At 58.7% G+C, this 21184-nt stretch carries 17 protein-coding genes; 3 read left to right on the top strand and 14 right to left on the bottom strand.

Annotated features, from left to right (window positions below):
* Positions 1 to 15: 15 nt before the first annotated feature.
* The gene (locus tag FOI68_RS10375) at positions 16 to 339 is read left to right on the top strand and encodes a hypothetical protein (RefSeq protein WP_143863102.1); all 324 of its coding nucleotides are present in this window, start codon (positions 16 to 18) and stop codon (positions 337 to 339) included.
* A gap of 448 nt (positions 340 to 787) precedes the next feature.
* Here the strand turns inward: FOI68_RS10375 and FOI68_RS10380 are convergent, their stop codons facing one another.
* From FOI68_RS10380 to FOI68_RS10400, 5 genes are all read right to left on the bottom strand, one after another.
* A complete protein-coding gene (locus tag FOI68_RS10380; protein WP_143863103.1) occupies positions 788 to 1750 on the bottom strand; it encodes a DUF2167 domain-containing protein in 963 nt (320 codons plus the stop codon).
* A gap of 334 nt (positions 1751 to 2084) precedes the next feature.
* Positions 2085 to 2939, bottom strand: a complete 855-nt coding sequence (locus FOI68_RS10385) for an SDR family oxidoreductase (protein WP_143863104.1) — start codon at positions 2937 to 2939, stop codon at positions 2085 to 2087.
* Between the two features lie 140 nt (positions 2940 to 3079).
* Positions 3080 to 3991: a glycine betaine ABC transporter substrate-binding protein gene (locus FOI68_RS10390; RefSeq protein ID WP_029098204.1), complete on the bottom strand. Its 912-nt coding sequence runs from the start codon at positions 3989 to 3991 to the stop codon at positions 3080 to 3082.
* Positions 3992 to 3993: 2 nt separating this feature from the next.
* Positions 3994 to 4842 (bottom strand): ABC transporter permease, encoded by an 849-nt coding sequence (locus FOI68_RS10395; RefSeq protein WP_044899907.1) that lies wholly within the window; start codon positions 4840 to 4842, stop codon positions 3994 to 3996.
* Entirely contained in the window at positions 4835 to 6064 is a 1230-nt protein-coding gene (locus tag FOI68_RS10400) for a quaternary amine ABC transporter ATP-binding protein (RefSeq protein WP_029098202.1), read from the bottom strand. The genes FOI68_RS10395 and FOI68_RS10400 overlap by 8 nt, the downstream gene beginning before the upstream one ends.
* Before the next feature lie 250 nt (positions 6065 to 6314).
* On the opposite strand from FOI68_RS10400, the gene FOI68_RS10405 reads away from it, so the two are divergent.
* Together FOI68_RS10405 and FOI68_RS10410 are read left to right on the top strand one after the other, a co-directional pair.
* Positions 6315 to 6860, top strand: a complete 546-nt coding sequence (locus tag FOI68_RS10405) for a GbsR/MarR family transcriptional regulator (RefSeq protein WP_029098201.1) — start codon at positions 6315 to 6317, stop codon at positions 6858 to 6860.
* A gap of 226 nt (positions 6861 to 7086) precedes the next feature.
* Positions 7087 to 8715 carry a formate--tetrahydrofolate ligase gene (locus FOI68_RS10410; protein WP_143863105.1) on the top strand — a complete coding sequence of 543 codons (1629 nt, stop codon included), beginning with the start codon at positions 7087 to 7089 and terminating at the stop codon, positions 8713 to 8715.
* 172 nt (positions 8716 to 8887) lie between these two features.
* On the opposite strand, the gene FOI68_RS10415 is transcribed toward FOI68_RS10410, so the two are convergent.
* From FOI68_RS10415 to FOI68_RS10455, 9 genes are all read right to left on the bottom strand, one after another.
* Positions 8888 to 10477 carry an amidase gene (locus FOI68_RS10415; RefSeq protein ID WP_255433426.1) on the bottom strand — a complete coding sequence of 530 codons (1590 nt, stop codon included), beginning with the start codon at positions 10475 to 10477 and terminating at the stop codon, positions 8888 to 8890.
* A 22-nt stretch (positions 10478 to 10499) separates the two neighbouring features.
* On the bottom strand, positions 10500 to 11141 hold the full coding sequence (locus FOI68_RS10420; RefSeq protein WP_143863107.1) for a GntR family transcriptional regulator: 642 nt from the start codon (positions 11139 to 11141) through the stop codon (positions 10500 to 10502).
* Positions 11142 to 11452: 311 nt separating this feature from the next.
* The gene (locus FOI68_RS10425) at positions 11453 to 12463 is read right to left on the bottom strand and encodes an LLM class flavin-dependent oxidoreductase (protein ID WP_143863109.1); all 1011 of its coding nucleotides are present in this window, start codon (positions 12461 to 12463) and stop codon (positions 11453 to 11455) included.
* 206 nt (positions 12464 to 12669) lie between these two features.
* Positions 12670 to 14247 carry a SagB family peptide dehydrogenase gene (locus FOI68_RS10430; RefSeq protein WP_143863111.1) on the bottom strand — a complete coding sequence of 526 codons (1578 nt, stop codon included), beginning with the start codon at positions 14245 to 14247 and terminating at the stop codon, positions 12670 to 12672.
* A 21-nt stretch (positions 14248 to 14268) separates the two neighbouring features.
* Positions 14269 to 16212: a TOMM precursor leader peptide-binding protein gene (locus FOI68_RS10435; protein WP_143863113.1), complete on the bottom strand. Its 1944-nt coding sequence runs from the start codon at positions 16210 to 16212 to the stop codon at positions 14269 to 14271.
* A complete protein-coding gene (locus tag FOI68_RS10440; RefSeq protein ID WP_143863114.1) occupies positions 16209 to 18167 on the bottom strand; it encodes a putative thiazole-containing bacteriocin maturation protein in 1959 nt (652 codons plus the stop codon). Before FOI68_RS10440 ends, FOI68_RS10435 begins: the two co-directional genes overlap by 4 nt.
* 245 nt (positions 18168 to 18412) lie before the next feature.
* The gene (locus tag FOI68_RS24235; RefSeq protein ID WP_143863116.1) at positions 18413 to 18673 is read right to left on the bottom strand and encodes a heterocycloanthracin/sonorensin family bacteriocin; all 261 of its coding nucleotides are present in this window, start codon (positions 18671 to 18673) and stop codon (positions 18413 to 18415) included.
* A gap of 573 nt (positions 18674 to 19246) precedes the next feature.
* Complete coding sequence (locus tag FOI68_RS10450) at positions 19247 to 20464, bottom strand: ABC transporter permease (protein WP_143863118.1); 1218 nt, start codon at positions 20462 to 20464, stop codon at positions 19247 to 19249.
* Positions 20461 to 21183, bottom strand: a complete 723-nt coding sequence (locus FOI68_RS10455; RefSeq protein ID WP_044899914.1) for an ABC transporter ATP-binding protein — start codon at positions 21181 to 21183, stop codon at positions 20461 to 20463. The genes FOI68_RS10450 and FOI68_RS10455 overlap by 4 nt, the downstream gene beginning before the upstream one ends.
* Between the last annotated feature and the right edge of the window lies 1 nt (position 21184).

Here is a 21184-nt window from a genome sequence, read left to right on the forward strand (position 1 = left end):
TTTGGAGGGATACTTTTGTCAGACTGGAAAAATATCAAAATAGATGGTGTAGCGAAGATACAAAAGTGTGTAGGTGAGTTTCTGGTTTATGAAATTGGCCGAATCCCTTCGACCAATTTCAGAGTAAGGGTGTATGAGGATCAAAATGGTCGATTTACAGGGGTAACAAATCTTGGACTAAAGAGCCCACTAGATGGAGCCCCTGAGTTTGCTGCGGGTTCTGGAAAAAGCGTAGAAGAAGCTCTAGAAGATACCGTCAACTATTTTATGAGTGAGCTGAATAAAAGAACTGATCTAACCGAAGAAGACTTTGAGTGGGCTGATCCTGACGATTTCTAATATGACATTCACTGAAACATAAGCCTTAGACTAAGAGAAGACCAATAGGTAACTCTCCCTACATAACAATCCCCCTCCACATGTAGCTGTGCGGGGGATTGTTATATTAGACAAGACTAACTTAGGAGCAGCCCAAGAAAAACCCTAACGCTCCATCTCTTTCCGCTTTTTCTTCACCTGCCGCTGACAGGCCATATCATCACGCTTCAGCTGGTGCCCCGTCGCCGAATGTGCGGAAATTCTGCGCGGCAGTTACTGGGCCAAGGACAGCTCGCTCGCCGCTGTTCGGGAACTGGCCGAAGCCACCGCAGCAGGCAAGGAGCAGCTCGAATTCGTCCGGCTGCTCAAAGACGCCGCCGCAATCCGGGGCAACTAATCCCCTTCCCCACGACAAAGGCACCGCTTTTCCCAGCGGTGCCTCTGTTTCAGCCATCGTGAACCGGTGCCGTTACAGTGCCGGCGGCGCTTGCCCCGGCGGGGTCTGTTCCTTGGGCGCTTCTTCCGCGTCCGGCTGTTCCGCGGCCGGTTGATCAACCGGCCCGCTCTCTGGCGCTGCCGTTTTCCGTCCAAACCGCTTTTTGAAAAACGCGGCAATCGCGCCGAACAGAACCATAATCAGCACCCATCCTTTTTTCAGGAGTCCCGCCAGCAGGAGCAGGAAGCCCGTTTTTTTCGCCACGGCGAGACCCAGACCGCCCAGGACCAGGCCGGTCAAACCGTATTCCGCCACGTTGTCCGTCGCCTCGTTGAAGTCCTCGTAACGGTTGCCTTCTTTTATTTTGAAGTTGGCGAGAATTTTTTCATGCAGGATGTTCTTGTCCTGCGGCAGGTTGGCCTGGTCCGTAATCAGGACGAACGAGACGTAGCCCTTTCTCGTCAGAAGCTGCACGTTGTAGTTGATCAGCGGATGTTTTTGCGCGTCTTCCCCGAGCATGGACCATTCCAGCTTGTGGGTCTTTTCGTCGTAAAACGGCTTCACGTCCCAGCCGACAACGTGAATCTGCTCTTCCGGTTTCCGGTCCTTGTTGGCCTCTTCCGTTCCCTCCTTGTAGCTGTTCAGGATTTCGTCCGCGTCGATGTCGTTCTTTTCTTCGTCCTTGATGTACCCCACTTCCTCGTATTCCACGATGACCATCCAGTCCTCGTTTTCGTTCGTCGGAAAAATGCTGCCGATCTCCCGGGGGGACGGGGCGGCACCGGCTTGCTCCTTCAGTTTGGCCGTGTCTTCCTTGTTCAGGTACACGTGATCTTCGGCCAGATCCAGCGTTGCCAATCCGTCGCCGATCTCGACGGACCTGCCGCCTTCAATCCAGTTGACCTGCGGCTGCTGCTCTTCCGCTCCTGCCGTCGGGATGACGCCAAACATCATGATCAGGACGAGAAACAAATGAAGTCCACTACCCGTTTTCATACAATTCTCCCTTTTCTATTCTGTAAAACGAACCACACCATTTTACCACAATGAACCATAATATGTAATAAAATTCCATAAAACAAGACTTTTTGACCAGAAAAAATTGCTTTCCCTCAAAAATGGTTCTTTTTGCCCGGTTGTTTTGCACAAAAAAACGCCCGCAGGGGGCGTCGGCATGTGTGAACAGGCGGCGGCCGGGAGAGCGGCATGTCCCGCCGTCTCCTCCATAACGATACTCCTCCGGGCTGCTTCTACACAGCCCGATGTGACCGCCGCTGCCGCGGTCAAAGACCTCGTCCGCTCCAGCGGTCCGGCTGGAGGCTGCCTCCGCTCACCGATGGAGCGCCCACAACACGATCCGCTCGTACCATTTCCAGGGCAGCAGGCTCCTGAGCAGGCTCATCGCCGCCGTTCCCCGTCCCAGGGGATAACGCAGACGGGGCGCGGGAGCGAGCGCCGCTTTCACCACCGCCGCCGCCACTTCCTGGGGAGGCGGGGCCGTTTCCGCCGTCCTTCTGGACATGCGCAGAACGGCTTCCAGCATGGGCTGATAGGGGGAGTTCTCCCGCATGCGGATGGTCGCAAACCCTTTGCGCCAAATCTCCGTCTTGTACGCCCCCGGTTCGATCAGGACGGCGTGGATGCCAAACGGCAGGACCTCAAGCCGCAGCGCTTCGGTAAACCCCTCGACGGCAAACTTGGAGGCGGCGTAGGGGGCGTACCCCGGGAACGCTGTCCTCCCGCTGACGCTGCTCATGTTGATGATTTTTCCCCGCCGCTGTCTCCTCATGTGCGGCAGGACGGCCCGGGTGACGGCGACTGTCCCGAAGAAGTTGGTCTCCATCTGCGCACGCCACGTGTCTCCTTCCACTTCCTCGACGACTCCCCCGGCGGCAAATCCGGCATTGTTGACCAGCACGTCGATCCGGCCGTACGCCGCGGCGATCTCCTCGACGGTTTGGACAATGCCCGCATGGTCGGTGACATCCATCCGCCGCACGTCGATTCTCTCCCGCACTCCGGCGGTCTCGGCCGTCTGCAGCAGGTCATGCCGCTTCTCAGGGCTGCGCATCGCGGCGACGACACGAAACCCCGCCTGCGCCAAGGCCACACTCGTGTGCAGCCCAAACCCGCTGGAGGCTCCCGTGACCAGGGCGACCGCTCGTGTTTCCCGCTCTACCGTCATGATCGTTCCTCCTTTGCGGCGAGTGCCGTCCGACTGGCCAGCCAAGCAATCGAACGGTTTCTCTCATCATATCCCACTCGCCGAGCGCAAACCAGGGCAAAAACAAGGACGCCGCGCAATCGCGGCGTCCCGACTCTTTCTTACTTCTTCAGGTCTTCGATCGATGTGATGTCCATGTAGCTCGGCACCACCAGGCCGATCTTCGTGCCGTTCAGATTGGGGCCGAGGTCTTCGATGTCCTTGCCCAGTTTCTCGTAGTAATCCGCATGCGTCGTCGGCAGCCAGGCTGCCACCATGCCGTCCACGTCGCCGTTGGCCACGCCGGCCCACATCGGCCCCGCCTCCACCTGGTTCAGCTCTACCTTGTAGTTCAGCTTCTCTTCCAGCACCTTTTTCACCACGTGGGTGCTGGCGATCTCGGAATCCCAGGCGACGTAGGCCAGGGTAATGGTTTCGCCGCTGCCCGGCTTGATGCCCTGCACCCATTTATTGACGATCTCCTGGTTGTTGTTCACCCATTCCGCCGCTGCTTCCTCCGGCTTTTTGCCGTCGGCGATGGCCAGCATCACTTTTTCCATATCGCTCGGCGTCCAGGTGAAGTTGTCCAGGAACGCATACGCGCTCGGGTGCTCTTCCTTCAGTCCCTTGCGGACGATCGTGTGAATCTGCTCCTCTTTCCCGTATACCCCTTTGGGGTCTTCCAGATACTTCAGGTCAAATTTGGAAAACATCCAGTGCGGTGTCCAGCCGGTCACGATAATCGGCTTTTTGTTTTTGACCGCCTCGCTGAGCGCCGCCGTCATCGCGGCGCTGGAGCCTTCCACCAGCTCCCAGTCCTTCAGCTCGTACTCCTCGATTGCCTTTTCCGTCGCTTTCATCAGGCCGGCGCCGGGGTCGATCCCGATGATCTTGTAATCCACCTGCTTGCCGACACTCTCGCCGCCGGCGTTCTGCGACGGCTGCTCCGTCGACGGCGAGACGCCGGAACAACCGGCCATCAGCATGCTGATTCCGAGGAGAACCGCCCATCCTTTGCCCCATCGTTTTTTCATGATTACCCCTCCTGCACGTTCTTCTTTTTCCCCATGTTTTGGGTGATGCGATCCAGCAAAATGGCCATGATCACGATTGCCAGCCCCGCTTCGAAACCGGCGCCGATATTGATCTGCGTGACCGCCCGGTAGACGTCGGCTCCCAGCCCTTTGGCACCGATCATGGACGCGATCACGACCATGGACAGCGCCAGCATGATGCTCTGGTTGACGCCCGCCATGATCGTCGTCTTGGCGAGCGGAAGCTGCACCTTGAACAGCTTTTGCCAGGAGGTGGAGCCAAACGCGTCCGAGGCTTCGATCAATTCCTTCGGCACCTGGCGAATGCCCAGATTGGTCAGACGAATCGTCGGCGGCATCGCGAAGATAACGGACGCGATCACGCCCGGCACCTTGCCCAGTCCGAAGAAAAAGATTGCCGGAATCAAGTAGACAAAGGCCGGCATGGTCTGCATGAAGTCGAGCAGTGGCGTGACCACGTTGCGCACCGAATCGTTGCGGGCGCACCAGATGCCGGCGGGCACGCCGATCACGATTGAAATCAACCCGGCGGTAAGCACCAGCGCCAGCGTTTCCATCGAATGTTCCCAATACCCCAGATTGGCGATCAGCAGCAGGCCGACCAGCGTAAACAGGGCGACGCGCAGCCGTCCGACCTTGTAGGCCAGAAGCGTGAAGCCGATGATCAAAAGCCAGTCGGGCAGACTGGTAAAGATCAGCGAAAACAGATCCACCGTGCTGCCGATGCCGGCCGAAATCACGTCAAACACCAGGCCGAAATGCTCATCCAGATACTGGACCAGCCGCTCCACCCAGCGGTCGAGCGGCAGTTTCGGAAACAGCTCACTCACCCGCCATCACCTGCCTTTCTTCTTCAGCATCGGACGGCGTTTTCCGGTTGACCTTGCCGGCCAATCCGCCCAATACCGCCCCTTTCACGACGACACCCAGCAGGCGGTTCTGCTCGCCGGTGACGGCCACGGGGATGTCGGAAAACGCCACCAGGTCGAACATTTCGTTCAACAGCGTATTGGCCGAGACGGTCGGCACCTCGCGATCCATCACGTCTTCCAGCGTCTTCGCTTCCCGCGAGGCGGCATTGACCGCGTCCGCCTTGACCACGCCGATCAGCCGTTTCTTTTTGTCCACCACGTACAGGCTGGAGACGCCTCTGTCTTTCATCAACTGCAGGGCGACCCGCGGCCCCTTGTCGAGGGTGATCGTTTCCGCCCGCTTCATCACGTGTTCCGCCGCCAGCACTTTGGAGCGGTCCACGTCTTCCACGAACTTCTCCACGTACTCATTGGCCGGATTGGTCAGAATCTCTTCCGGCGTGCCGATCTGGACGATCGCCCCGTCTTTCATCAACGCGATCCGATCCCCGATTTTCAAGGCTTCGTCCAGATCGTGGGTAATAAACAGGATCGTTTTCTGCATGGTCGTTTGCAGTTCCAGCAATTCATCCTGCATGTCTTTGCGGATCAGCGGGTCCAGGGCGCTGAAGGCTTCGTCCATCAGGAGGACGTCCGGATCGTTGGCCAGCGCTCTCGCCAGCCCGACCCGCTGCTGCATCCCGCCGCTCAACTGATCGGGCATGCTGTTCTCCCAGCCGCTGAGGCCGACCAGCGCCAAGGCGTTTTTGGCCTTCTCTTCCCGCTCTTTTTTTGGAATATTCTGCACTTCCAGTCCAAACTCCACGTTCTCCAGCACCGTTCGGTGGGGAAACAGGGCGAATTTCTGAAAAACCATGCCCAGCTTTTTCCGCCGGACCTGCTGAAGCTGTTCGGCGTTCATCCCGACGATGTCTTCCCCGTCGATCAGGATGCGGCCGGCCGTCGGTTCGATCAGCCGGTTGATCAGGCGCACCAGGGTCGACTTGCCGCTGCCGGACAGACCCATGATGACAAAAATCTCTCCCGCCTCCACCTCAAAGCTGACCTGATTGACCCCCACGGTCAGGCCCGTTTCCTTGAAGATGTCCTGCTTGGACCGTCCCTGCTTCAGGTAGTCAAACGCGCGATGAGGCTGACGTCCAAAGATTTTCGTGAGATTTTCCACCTTGATTTTCGGCATAACGTCACCTCCAACGTTTTGTACGGACGCAATCGCTCCCTCTCATTGTATCGAAGGAGGATGGTTCCCACAAATTTGGTAATCAGCGATATTTACGAATATTTGGCGTTCAGAAAAAACTTTACGTACTTTTTTAACTTCATGCTAAGAATATCTCGTATATACTGTATGATATGATCATTTACTTCTGATGGTTTCCTTAGTACAATTCGAATCAGGTAAAACGGATAGAGGAGCTGCTTGGTTTGCTATGGATGCCAAACATGAAGAAATCCTTCAACGGGCTCAGGAACGGGTGATCGAAGCTCTCGCCAAGAACATGGATCTGTACGGAATCACCATGTCCACGGGGTTGCTGTACGGAACCCTGCTGTTTCAAGACAAGCCGATGACCCTCGATGAAATGGGCGAAGCGCTGGGCATGAGCAAGACGAGCATGAGCACCGGCGTGCGAACCCTGATGGAATTGAAAATGGTGGAAAAAATCTGGAAAAAAGGAGCACGAAAGGACCACTACGAGGTAAACCTCGACTGGTACCAGAATTTCATTGACTTGTTCTCGCTCCGTTGGAGAAGCGCCGCCGAGTACAACGTGCACGCGATGAAAAAATCGCTGCAGGAGCTGCGCGCCCTTCTCCAAAGCGAAGAGCTGTCGGATGAGCTGAGAGAACGCGTGCAAACAAGCATTCACCGCATCGAAAACGGCTTGGAATACTACGACTGGCTCTCCCGCTTGATCGACTCGTTCGAAACACACGAAATCTTTCAATTTGTGCCGAAGAAGCCGATGAGCTAGGCACGTCCCCATCCGCTTTTCGCACAAAAGCACCCGTGATGCTGCCATACGGCAGAACCGCGGGTGCTTTTTTCGTGCCCGTCCGGCCGCTTTCCATGCTCACCGCCGCTTCTCCCCGCCTCGCCGCCCCATTCTTTTCGCGTGCCCCTCAAGGACATGTGGACAGCCTGGTGAACATAGTAAAAAGAAGAAAAAAAATACGAAAACGGGATGGAGGCATCCGGCCATGAAACTGATCACCGACGTAGCCAGACAGGCGGGCATTGCAGAAGAAGATCTGGAGCTGTACGGAAAATACAAGGCAAAGCTGTCCCGCGACCTGTGGGAAAAGGTTGCGGAACGTCCGGACGGCAAGCTGGTGCTGGTCACCGCCATGAATCCCAATCCGGCGGGGGCGGGCAAGACCTTGACGACCATCGGGCTGTCCCAGGCGCTGAACCGCATCGGGAAAAAGACGTTTGCCGCGCTGCGGGAGCCTTCCCTGGGACCGTGCCTGGGCATGAAGGGAGGCGCGACCGGCAGCGGAAAAGCGGAAATCCTCCCAGCCGACGAGATCAACCTGCACTTTACGGGCGATCTGCACGCGATTACGGCGGCCCACAACCTGCTGGCCGCGATGATTGACAATCACCTCTACCACGGCAATGCCCGGCGGATCGATCCGAAGAAAATCGTGTGGAAACGAGCGATGGACATGAACGACCGGGCGCTCCGCCAGATCGTGGTCGGCCTGGGCGACGGAAACGGACCGCTGCGGGAAGACGGCTTCCTGATCACGCCCGCGTCGGAAATCATGGCCATCCTGTGCCTGAGCGAACAGATGGACGACCTGCGGGAGCGGCTGGGGCGGATCATCATCGGCTACGACCAGGACGGCCAGCCGGTCACGCCGCGCGACATCCACGCGGTGGACGCGATGTGCGTGCTGCTGAAGGACGCCCTCAAGCCCAACCTGGTGCAGACGACGGAAGGCACGCCGGTCATTGTCCACGGCGGTCCCTTCGCCAACATCGCCCACGGCTGCAGCAGCGTGATCGGCACCAAGCTCGCGCTGAAGCTGGCCGATTACGTGGTGACGGAGGCGGGCTTCGGCGCCGATCTGGGGGCCGAAAAGTTCTTTGACATCACGTGCAGATCAGCCGGGCTGACGCCGTCCGCAGCCGTCCTGGTGATAACGGTCAAAGCCCTGAAGTACAACGGGGGCATCGGCGCCGCCGACCTGCACCGGGAGAATCTGGCGGCGCTGAAAAACGGATTTGCCAACGTGCAGCGGCACGTGGAAAACCTGCGCCGTTTCGGCGTTCCGACGGTTGTCGCCGTCAACCGCTTCGCCACCGACACGCCCGCCGAGCTGGACGCCGTTTTGGCGATGTGCCGGGAACTCGGGGTGGACGCGGCCCTTTCCACCGTCTGGGAAGAGGGAGGCAAAGGCGGAATCGAACTGGCCGAAGCGGTCGTTCGCGCGGCGGAACAGCCCTCCTCCTTTGCCTTCCTGTACGAGGATCGACTCTCCCCGCGGGAGAAAATCGAGACCATCGTCAAAAAGCTGTACCGCGGCTCCGCCGTCACCTTTTCCGGAGCAGCGCTCAAGACGCTGGAGAAGGCGGACGGGATGGGACTCTCCCGCCTGCCCGTCTGCATGGCCAAAACGCCGTACTCCTTCACCGACCAGCCGGACCGGTTGGGCGCTCCGACCGATTTTACCATCCATGTGAGCGAGATCCGCATTTCCGCTGGCGCCGGGTTTCTCGTCGTGCTGACCGGCAGCCTGCTGACCATGCCCGGCCTGCCGAAAAAGCCGGCCGCGGAGGCTCTGCGCGTCGATGAGCACGGGCGGGTGACCGGCCTCGCGTGAACGCGCACCCAACCATCGGCCCCATGGACAAAAACGAACACCGCCAGCAAACGGTGTTCGTTTTTGCCCGGTTTGTTCCTTGGTGGGTATCTTCTGTCCCCTGCCCTCCTGTCCCGTCCGTCAGGCGAACCTGAATGCCATGCGTGCGGCAGCGTGACAGGCTGGGACTCCTTTACGAAACGGCCTGTTCATAGGCATGCCCGATCTGATACAGCCGTGCCTCGTCACCGTGTTTGCCGATCAGTTGAAAGCCGATCGGCAGGCCGCTGTCGGAGAAGCCGCAGGGGACGGACAAACACGGATTTCCGGTAAAGTTGGTCGGCGCGGTCAGCCGGAGCAGCGCCTGCCGTACGCCTTCCGTGTACGCGCCGATCGCCACTTCCCGCTGATTGATATCCGTCTGCAAAATGGGAATGGTCGGCGTCAGCAGGGCATCCACGTCGTCAAACACCTCGTTGAATTGGCGGGTAAGCTGCTTTCTGCGGTGCTGCACCTGCACATACCGGTATCCGGGAACCTCCCTGCTCGCCAGCAGGCGCTCAAGGACTTCCGGGTCCAGGTCAGCCCCGTGCTCGGCTACGGTCCGTTCATGCACCGCGTACGCTTCCGCCTGGATGGTAATGCGCTGCGCTTCGGACAGCGCTGCGAATCCGCGGACCTCCACCTCCCGCACTTCCGCGCCCAGGCTGCGGTAGACGTCGATCGCCCGCCGGACCGCCGCCTCCACCTCTTTGTCCACATGCCGGTAATACACCTCGGGAACCCCGATCACGATGCCGCGCACGCCCTCCCCGATAAAGCGCGTGTAGTCTTCCCGGACCTGCGGGAGGGAATGCGGGTCGGCTTCATCGTATCCCGCCAGCACGTTCAACAGCACCGCGTTGTCCTTGACCGTCTTCGTCATCGGCCCGACGTGATCCAGCGTATAGGCCAGGTCAAACACCCCCGCCTTGCTGACCAGGCCAAACGTCGGTTTCATCCCGACAATTCCGCAGGCAGCCGAGGGAATCCGGATGGAGCCGCCCGTGTCGGTTCCCAGTGCGGCAGCAGCCAGGTGGGCGGCGACGGCCGCCGCGGAACCGCCGCTGGAGCCCCCCGTGATCTTCTCCGGGTTGTAGGGATTGCGCGTAGGGCCGAAGTGGGAGCGGTCGCCGATCGGCCCATAGGCAAACTCATGGGTATTGGTCTTGCCGATGACGATCGCGCCGGCCTGCTTCAATTTCCGCACGACGGTCGCGTCCCTGTCGGGGACGAAACGTTCGTATACCTTGGAGCCCATGGTGGTGCGGATGCCTTTGGTAAAGATGAGATCCTTGACGGCAACCGGCACGCCGTGCAGAGGGCCCCGATTGTTCCCCGCCATGATTTCCTGTTCCGCCTGGACGGCCGCGGCCATCGCCTCCTCGGCGCAGACGGTGATATACGCATTGCAGACCGGATTCTCCTTCTCGATCCTTTGCAAGGTCTGCTGCACCGCTTCCACGGGAGACATCTTCTTTTCCCGGATGGAACGGGATAACGTGAGCAGATTCATTTCCTTTACCTCCACAGATTTTTTCACCCGGCGTCCCGGTTTGCCAGCGACCATCGCCGGGATGCCGCCGAACGCCGCCACCGTCGGCGCCACGAACATGGCGGAATACCCGTATCCGTTCACGAGGACGCCGGTCAGGGTCGGTGCCACAAGCGTCGCGATGGTGGTGAAGAAATGGGGGACGCCGCCAAACGTGCCCGCTTCGGACGGTTCGGTGTCAGATGACACAGCGGTCTCCGCTCCCCCTCCGTTACTCATGCTTCATCAACTGCTTCACTCTCTCCAGATGCTCGATCACAGCCGCTTCCGCTGTGCCGTTTCGGAGTCCGTCGAGAATCTTCCGGTGTTCGCGAATGATTTCCTCCCGGCGGGCAATCGGCCGCCTGAGGACCCTCATGCCGATGCGGCGCATCACGTCGTAAATCTGTTCCGTCATCGCCAGCAGGCGCCTGTTGTCGGCCATGTTGTTCAAGGTCCGGTGAAAGGCAAAATCCAGCGAGGTGAAGTCGTAATCGTTTTGCGCGGCGGAATCGGTCTGCATCGACTCGACCATCCTTTCCAACACGGCGAAGCCCTTCTCGTCCAGCCGGCTCGCCACCTTTTGCACGATTGCGGTCTCCAGAATGAGGCGCAGTTCGAACACTTCCTCGAAATCCTTCAGGTTGACAGGACTGACATAGATGCCTTTGTACGGCAGGGAATAGACCCAGCCTTCCGCTTCCAGGATTTGAACCGCCTCGCGAAAAGGGGTGCGGCTGATGCCGAACAGTTCCATCGCTGTGCGTTCCGTCAGCATCTGATGGTCCGTCAGGGTTCCGCTGATGATCGCCTCCTTCAAAACGTGGTACGCCTGCATTTTTAACGACTTGTACGAAATGAACGAGGATCGCACGCCATGCACCTCAATCGCTGCGACATTGCATATATGATATATGATACAGAATATTTTGTCTATTATAACGAATCGAATGATCTTACGGCTTCACACCGCGGCTTTATGCGCCTGCCGCCAAACCTCCGGCCGGACGCCGGCGCTGGTGCTGGTGCAGAGCGGAATGGGCCGCCACGTTTTCCCCAAAAAACACGCGCGCCCCGCTGCTCCCGCATGGAACCTGGACCATCGGGCGTGCCGCATGCTCATGGGACGCGCGTGAAACGGGCCGCCTCGCGACCGTCCGTTTCCCTGTTTGATTCATTGGGCGTCTACCGGCCCGACAAGCCGAATGCCTCCGCCAGCAGCCGGAACGACTTCCGCTTCGCTTCGAAATCGTGCGTAATGGTGACCACCATAAACTCCGTCGTGTTGTACCGCTCGCTCATCTGCAGGATTCGCTCCTTCACCTGTTCCTTGGTGCCCACAATCATTCGCTTGCGGTTTTCCTGAATCCGGTAGCGGTCATAATCGGTATAGGGATACCGCAGCGCCGCTTCGACGGAGGGGGTACCCTGACTGCCGTCCCCTTTTTCCAGCAGCAAGAGGGACAGGTCGAGACTGGAAGCGATTCGGTTCGCTTCTTCCTCGGTCTCGGCACAGACGACAAAGATCGCCACCATCGACTGCGGCCGATCGCTTACGAGGGACGGCTGAAAATGTTCCTGGTACCACCGCATGGCCTCTTCGCCGCCTTCCCCGTTGATAAAATGGGCAAAGGCGAACGATGCTCCTCGCTGGGCGGCCAGTCTGGCGCTCTCCCCACTGGAGCCGAGCAGCCACAACTGGGGCGCGGTGGGCACGATGGGCGTTGCCCGCAGCCCTGGAAACTTGTGGTTCTCGTCAATCGTGTCGTACAAATAGCCGATCAGATCATCCAACTGCTCGGGATACCGGTCGATGCCCGTTACTTTTCCCTCCTGCAGCGCTCTCGTGGCGAGCGGCATGCCGCCGGGTGCCCGGCCTACCCCCAGGTCGATCCGGTTGGGGTGCAGTCCTTCCAGCACGCGAAACGTTTCCGCCACCTTGTACGCGCTGTAGTGGGGCAGCATGACACCGCCCGTCCCTATTCGCATGTTCGTGGTGACCGCTGCCAGATGGGCCACCAGAATTTCCGGGCTGGACCCGGCCAACCCCAACGTATGGTGATGTTCCGATACCCAAAAACGATGATACCCCAGTTGGTCCAGTTCACGGGCCAGGCGGACGGTCTGGGACAGCGCCTCCGGGGCCGTGCTGCCCTGGGCAATCGGGGATTGGTCCAGTACGCTCAAGCGAATCATCTTGCTTCTCACCTCCCCCTTATGATTTCACGTTTTCCCTCCAAAAAGCAATGAACCAACTGCACCCGCTTGCAGTTTCAGGGCGCAAAGCAGAAGGCAGGCGCCACCCCCCGCCCGCTGCGGCAGGGCTTGAAAAAAACAGCCCTGCCCGTCTCCGCGCATACCGCGAAAACAAGCAGGGTATCGGTCAGCACAAACGGCGAACGCTAGGCGTGCAGGCTCCCCTCCAGACGGGAGGCGGGGCGGTAGGGACCTACCGGGAGCTGGATCAGGCAGGTTTGGCCGCGTGAGGCAATCCCATAGATCTCGTCGCACATATTCGCGTCGTATCCCAGAAGCGGATGCCCCGCCATCCCGAGGGCCGATGCCGCCAGCAGCACATGCTGCACGAGCATGCCGGCCTCCATTTGTTGAATGCGGTATCCCCTGTACCCCAGTGCCGTTTGGAGGTGATCCCGTCCCCCCGCCGGATGCAGGCAGAGCGGGGTTTGAAGCAGATTGACATTGTCGAGCGTCATGGCCTGCTGGAGCGACAGCCGATGATCTCCGGGACGTTCCATCTGCAGGGCATGCGCGCCGCTGTCATAGCGGTAGGCGCCGTCCGGGATGCCTTCCACATGATGCAGACAGAGATACAGCGAGACGCGAGGTTCGGGATTCGCTCGCACCCCGTCCAAATCATTCCGGTAGGCGAAGGAAGCGGTCGCTTCCCGCAGCAGCGCGGCGAGCTGCTCCTGGCTTACCCGGCCCAACACGAAGTCGATCCCCGGCGAATGCCGCTTCTTGCAGGCCGCTGCCAGGTCATACGACAACCGGTTCACCGGGGGCAGGGGCACCGCCCGACCCTTTACGTTTTCGTGCGTCTCTCCCTCCACCTGCCGAAACGACCAAGTCGATTCCAGCAGGGAGGCTTCGTTCATCCTGACCAGCATCGGGTACGGCCGGACCCGCCGCGACCGGACGTAGTGCTCATGCGCAACCGGCCTCAACTCCCGGCACAGTTCGCTGGCCGTGATCGCCTCGTCCCTCCCCCTGTCGGCAAACCAGGTCATCCCCGGTTCCACTGACAGCGGAATGACTGCATACACGCTCTCGTCCTGTTCGGACAGGCCGAGCAGATGGTTGACGGCCCTGTCAAGAAACTGGAAGTACACCCCCGACGAAAAGCCAAACCGTTTCGCCACCTCCAGCAGATGCCCGATCAGCACCCCGGCATCCAACCCCTGCAGCCGGTAGGAAAAGTTATGGTATTTAAAAAAATTTTTCCAAAACATCGTCGAGACAAACACCGTGCCGAAACAAGCCGACACGTCGCAGCGATTGCCGAGAGCCCTGGCGACATAGGAATCGAAATCGCCTTCCCGCAGCAGCACCAGGCGGTGGTGTGCGGTATCGTAATGGTAGATCCCTGCGGGCAAATCCTTTACTCGCAAATACAGGTACAATTCGCTGGGATACAGCGCCCCGCCGGAAGGAAGAAAGCGCCGGAACGAATGCGTTACGCCGCCTTCTTGTTCCGCTCCATCCCCGACAAGCTCCCATTGGCAGACTTTTGCAAGCCCGAACGCATACCAGAGAAAATGGCCGATGTCGGAAAGAGCGGGCGTTCCGGGCACTTCCCGTCCTTCCAGCGTCAGCGGCACTTCCGCAGAAAGCGGGACGACAGGCAGGCCGCGGTAAAGCTTATACGCGAGGGGGGCGTCGTTCCAATCCACCTCCCAGTCCGGCGGATCAAGCCTGTCAATGTCAAAGTGCAGATTGTGCAAAAATGAATCCAGACGCATACTTCTTCCTCCCGTCCGGGATTATGGAAACGGATGCGGATGGGGATTGAGCTGTTCACGTGTCAACGGCTGCCTGGCATATCCCAGTTCCATGGGGACCCGCAGCACCCGTTCCAACCCCTCCAGGCGGGTCAGGTGATACCCGAACGTCATCGGCAGCATCCCCGGAATCAGCACTTTCACGCAGTACAGGCTGTTTCGCCTCATCTCCGGTGTCGTTTGGTCCACCACGATCACGTCGAGGTTCACACGGCGAAAAGCCTGGAGAATGTCCTTCAAATCATCAGTCAGGTCGGCCGACCTCTCCTTCCGCTTGAATGCCTCGTCAAACGTTAGCAGCGGACGGTCCTCATCCAGCAAAAAATCCAAGCGCTTCTCCGCTTGCGGCAAGCCGTACAGCATGGAGTGGTCTTCCATCTCCTGCACCAGGAACGGATCATCCAGCATTCGCTCATACTTCTCCCTGTACGCCTCGAATTTGTCGTCAATCGTCAGCATCATGTCAGCCAACTCGTGAACGGCGCCTTTCACCGCCCGTACCGGGTCCGGATGAGCCCCGGCCGCACAGATGAGATTCACTCCGGTTTCCTTTCTGTTCTTGGCCAACACCCAAACGCTTGGAATTCCGTTCTCCATCGTCGCGTTGTAGAAATACAGGTCGTATCCCCCCACCGCCTTCGCACGCTCGATCATCAATCGCAGTTCCGTATCGTCGACGGAACCAGGGTCAAGACGCGGGAGAGGCAGTTGGGCGTACCACGTCATCAGGAACGAATCGCGCTCCACCACTTCCAAAATGCCGTAGAAGATAGCTTCCTCCAAACTTCCGCCCAAGGCGCATCCGTTGGACGTTTCATAGACGAAGCCGTCCCCGTAATCCAGACTGTAATAGGCCAGCAGTTCCGGAACCAGAATCGGACGCTCCTGCATAAAGGAATAGCCCCATACCCAATGGATCGGGCGGTCAGGATCAAACGGTTTGAACGGAAAATCGGGCCGCGCATACTGTTCCTTGGCGTGCACCCCTACCGTGAGAGGGTTGAGTGCCTGATCGGCAAGGTTGCGATAGCTGTCGTGTACGACCGTCCGTTTGCCGCGCGGTTCCAAACCGCAGTACCGCTCCAATCCCTCCAAAATCGCCAACAACTCGCTTTCCGCGAAGGAATGAGTCCGACCCGCCGTCGATTCGTCCCCCGTAAACAGCGGCAGATTGACGCTGACAACGGCAAACGGCGACTCGAAGTTATTCCGTTTCCCATTGACCAATCCCGTCCGGTAATCCAGATAGTCCTTGCCCAGAACGTTCTTCAGCTCATCCATCGGACGGCAGCGGTAACTGTCGGCACTGATCTTCGGACTGGGCGCGAGCGAAATCCGCGCCGCCATCGGCGAATCGTCGGGCAATCGACCGCATACCGGACACAGCGGGTCGGGCAGAAAAAAGTGACGCGAGCTCTCCAACGTTTTCAGGTTGATCAGGCAGACGCTTTCTTCCAGGTGGGCCTGCCTGCCCTGCAGCACCCTTTCGGCCTCGGCGACGAGCAGGTGAGCTGTCTGCAGCATCCCGGTCCGCGACGCCCACGGGTCACGCGGCATCCCCCCGTGTTCCGCCAGCGTCCGTTTCCATTCCCACATCTCGCTGCGGTCCCTTCTCGCCACGACGCGCCGCAGGTCCGCACACTGGGAGCACCCCGGCGTACCCGGGTGCACCAGCGGTCCGACCACACCCTCGCCACATGCGGCAAAGCCCCGCAGCCAAGGGATGCCGGCCGGCTGAAACAACGCTTCCGCCTCGTAATGAACGGAAGGCTCCCAGGTATCATGCAAAACCAGAGCCAGGTCCGCCGATTCCGGTATTCCGGTTTTTCCATCGGCATGACGAACGATCCGGTATCGGGAGGACAATTCCTTGCTCACGAAGTCGGCCAACAGCCCTTCTCCAACAACAACCACACCAGCACTCACCGGGACTCCTCCTCTCGCACCAGCACGCCAAACACCCCTGCCAACTCCTCTTGCAAGAACGGCTCCCGCGCCAGATCGCAGACCAGAAGCCGCTTGCGGTTTCGTTGTAACACCTGCAGAGCGGACTGCACAACCTCGACATGATCGTCCGCTTCACACGCGGGGATCGCAAGACTTTGCGGTGCCTTGTCTGCCAGCAGCACGGCTGAAACCTCCACCGCCTGCATCCCGGGACGCGCCGCTTGGTTTTGCGCCTTCAGCAGCGCCTGCTGCAGCGACTGCCGCAGCGCTGAAGTCACTTGGAATCCCACGCTGCCATACCACCGGCCGTTCATACCGGCCCACACCACAGGGAACCCATAGACGTCCTCTCCCAAGCCGATCAGCGGAGCTCCCTGCATCGTGGTCAACGCCTGCAAATAATACCGGCAGCGCTCATCTTCGACCGTCTCCACCCGCACCAAAGAGATGCGCGGCTTCTCATCCGCGTGTCTCTTCCTCAATGCCTCGGTCAAACACTTCTGCAGTCCCCGGCTTACGCCTTCTGCAGCCGTTTCCCCCGCTCCGACGCCGACCCATTCATCCGGTTGGATCATGCTCCTTCCTGCCTCCTGCTCGGCGGGAAGCGTCGACGCGAGCCGATCAACCATTCGCGACACGTACGCTTCGACCCCGGTCAGTCCCGCTTCCCGCCGCGCCTCCTCATGCGTCAACCCTGTACAAACAACCGCCGGCAGCAGCCGAGCCGGTCCTTCCGACAGCGGATCGACAGCCTGAACCACGCACTGTGCCAACGGAATCTGCCGGGTGTCCAACGGATCCCACACATGCAAAATGCCGGTTTCCGGCGATGTCAGCTGGCTGAAGTACGGAATCAATCCGTCCGATTCCCGCCTCGTGGAATCCCGTTCGAGCCGCAGATCTGAAACGTGGACCCAGTGCACCGGTTCGTATCCGGTCACCAGCGGATGGGGCAGGAACGAATGCCAGCTTCCTTCCAACGTCTCCAGGTTCAAGAGAAAGAATTGCGGTTCCCGTTGGAATACGCCCGTTGCCGTTTTGAACCATTCGAACACCATGACATTCGCCAGCATGGCTCCCGCGGTGGAGGAGAAGGCGTGCTGCTTCGGGTCTTTGCGCACCGCCGACAGGTGCAGGCGGCGCCACGCCGACTCCCAACATCCCGCACTGTCCGGATGCACCAGCGGACCGGCCATCCCTGTCTCATGGATGCACAGGGCCGGGAGGAACACCTTTTTTTCCTGCCTGCAGACGTCATGCAGAACCCGCAGTTCCTCGACATCCCCCTTCTCTGACACGTACAGGATCGCATCGAACGGCTGCACAAACTCCCGCCAGGAAATGACGCCCCCTTTTTGCAGCGAAATGTCCTCCAGCGATACCTCAGGGTCCTCTTTTCGGGCATGTTCCGCCAGTTCCGCCAACCGCTGCCGGTTTGTGACTGCCTCATCCGTGACCAGTACGTGCAGCCTTGGCAGTCCCGATTCCAACAACGCCGCTACCAGCGAGAGCAGTAACGGGCCGGCGCCCACCGCTGCCACCCTGGACTGACGATACGTCTGAAAGCGGTAGGCACCCGAATCCCCGAAACTGTTCAAAAATTCGATTTGCTCCGCATATCGTTTGCGTATCTCTTCCGGCAGTTGATGCGGCCGATCCCGGCTTACATCCCGGACAAAGCCGTTTTGGTACAGCACCTCTGCAATTTCATACACCCGGTCCCGGTATGGGGCCGGCAATCCGTCCGTCAACTCCTCCAGCGTGTGCTCGCCGTTTAACACCGGCATCAGTTTTTCAATCCACTGCAGGATCGTCCTGCCTTCCATGTGAAACGAGCCGATGTTGTTCCGAAAATACACACCGCCGGATGGATCGGGGAGAAAAAACGTGTCTCCCTTCACTTTCAGACGCATCGATGGCTTCAAACTTGTCATACCATGCTTCCTCCCGTCAGCTGTTCTGAAATCCGCAACCATCCCTCAACACACTCCGTGTTAATCATATGTACCGCTATTTGTCCCTCTTGCCTACTTTGTTGAGAAGTCCCCTCCACGCCGACAACTTCCGTGCCACGAGACAAACAGACCGGTCACATGCAGCCGAAAAAAAGCCGAAACCCTTGCAATTGAAGGGTTTCGGCTCTCCTGTCAAACGATCACAAACCTCTGTCTTCACCAGGTTAAAAGCATCGTCCGCACCGGGGGCCAAAGCAATTGTGGCAGCGTGGGAAAAAGCAATTGTGGCAGCGCGGGAAAAAGCAATTTCGGCAGCGTTGAAAACAATTTCTACAGTTTCTGCAGCGTCCCCCACATTGCCCGCAATTGAATTGGGCGTAATCGTAGTCCGGATTCTCATAGGGAACCATCTCGCTCGCATGAAACTCATCCGCTTCTACCTTTTTGATTTCTTTTTTAAAATCGTCCAATTTGATACCCTCCATTCATGAATTGATCTGGATGTTTCATCACCGAAAATGTGTCCGTCAGCGCACCGGACGCTATGCGGCCGCTGCGGACGTGCAGCGCTCGCGCTCCCTGCCACAACCGTCAGGAACTGACGTAATCAAAGCTGTCCTCGTAGGAGTCGTACACGTCGTAGTAGCCTCCGTACGGGTCAACATAATCAACGTAGTCCAAATAATAGTCATAGAATGGCTCCTGGTAGACAACCGGCACGTAGGACAGATAGGGCGGATACGGGACATGATATGGGTGGGGCCATTGATACCATTGCGGAGAAAACGCGGCTGTGCCGTAAGACTTATGGCCATGGTGGCTTTCAACGGGTGTGCTGCTCAATGAAACCTTTCCCCTTTCACCATCATTCTGTTTTTCGCTACAGTGCACATTATTCCGGTTCCCCGAATTGGTTGCTTGCCCATACCAAAATGGGCGGTTCCCTATTGGAAGAGGAAACCGCCTTGTCCATAAGCAAAAAAGCCACTCCAACACAAAGGAGTGGCTTTGAATGGAATCAATGATGCGGGAACACCGAACGGCGCACCCGCTACGCACTACTCGTAACGCAGTGCGTCAATCGGTTTCAACCGTGCGGCTTTTCGGGCCGGGTACACCCCGAATATCACGCCGACAAGCACGGAGGAAAGGAACGCGTACAGCATCGGAGACACACTGACCGACGTCGCTATGCCGGCGAATTGGCGCAGGGCGAAAGCCGCCCCGATCCCCAGGAGAATGCCGATGATTCCCCCCAGCAAGCTGATGGTCACGGATTCGATCAAAAACTGCCGTTGAATGTCCCAACGGGTTGCCCCGAGCGCTTTGCGGATGCCGATCTCACGCGTTCGTTCCGTCACCGAAACCAGCATGATGTTCATGATCCCGATGCCCCCGACCACCAGCGAAATCGCCGCAATGCCGGACAACAGGGCGGTCATCACACCGGTAACCCCTTGGGCCGTACTGAGGATTTCCGATTGGGACCGGATTTGAAAATCGTTTTCCTTGTTCGGCCGCAGGTTGTGCTGGGCCCTCAGCGTCAACTGAACGTCAAACTGCGCCTGGGGCAACGCCTCCGCGGAGACGGCCGACACGTAAATGCTGCCCACGTGCCTGCCTCCGGTCAGCCGGTTCATCGCTGTCGTAATCGGGACAATCACTTTGTCGTCATTGTTGGTCATTCCCGTGCTGCCCTGACTTTTCAAGATGCCGATGATTTGAAACGGAATCCGGTTGATCTGGATGGTTTGCCCGATGGGGCTGGCATTGCTGTCACCGAACAAATTGGCGATCACGTCCGGGCCCACAACCGCCACGTTTGATTGTCTCTGCACTTCCAGCCGGTTAAAGAACCGGCCCTGCTGCACCTGAACGTTCCGCACCTGGGGATACGATTCATTGGTGCCTTCGATCGAGGTCGCGTAGTTTTTGTTCCGCCAGACTACCTGAGCCCGCCCCGTCACACTGGGCGCAACCGCCGCGATGGAGCTGTTTTGGGCGAGCGCTTCACTATCCGCCAGCGTCAAGGTGTTTAACGAACCGGCGCCCAGATTGATTTGCCCCCGGGCAGTCTGGCCGGGTGTCACAATGAGCAGGTTGCTCCCCAAGGCGTTGATTTGCGACGCCACGTTGGCGGAAGCGCCCTCTCCGATGGCCACCATCGCAATGACGGCCGCCACCCCGATCACGATGCCGAGCATGGTCAAAAACGAGCGCAATCGGTTTGTTTTGATACTGCGTAAAGAGACGCGCAGGCTTTCCGCGAAATTCATACCTTCACATCCTCAAGGTTGGCCCGTCTTCGATGGTCAACCGCTTCATTTGAGATGATCTGCCCGTCACGAAAGCGAATGATTCGCTTGGCATGTTCCGCAATGTCGGGTTCGTGCGTAACCAGCACGATGGTCTTGCCTTCCTCGTGCAGCTGCTGAAAGATGCTCATGATCTCGATGCTCGTTTTCGTGTCCAGCGCGCCTGTCGGTTCATCGGCCAGGAGTATCACGGGATTGTTAACCAACGCCCGGGCGATCGACACCCGCTGCTGCTGCCCGCCTGACAGTTCATTCGGCTTGTTGTACAGCCGATTGCCCAACCCCACGCTTTCCAGCGCCTGCACGGCTCGTTCGCGCCGTTCCTTCGCGGGAACGCCCGCATACAGCAGAGGCAGCTCCACATTTTCGACCGCGCTGGTTCGGGGGAGCAAATGAAACTGTTGAAACACAAAGCCGATCTTCTGATTCCGAATGATGGCCAGCTCGTCGTCATCCGCTTGCGACACGGGGTAACCATCCAGGTACAGCTCGCCCGAAGTCGGTTTGTCCAGACAGCCGATCAGATTCATCATCGTCGATTTGCCGGAACCGGAGGGACCCATGATCGCCGCAAAGTCCCCCTCCTGGATCACCAGGTTTACCCCGCGAAGCGCTTGAATCTCCTGATCGCCGATAACGTAGGTCTTCGTTACCTCTTCCATTTGAATGACCGGTTTCATC

It is taken from the genome of Brevibacillus sp. LEMMJ03 (assembly GCF_007197875.1).
GTDB lineage: Bacteria > Bacillota > Bacilli > Brevibacillales > Brevibacillaceae > Brevibacillus > Brevibacillus thermoruber.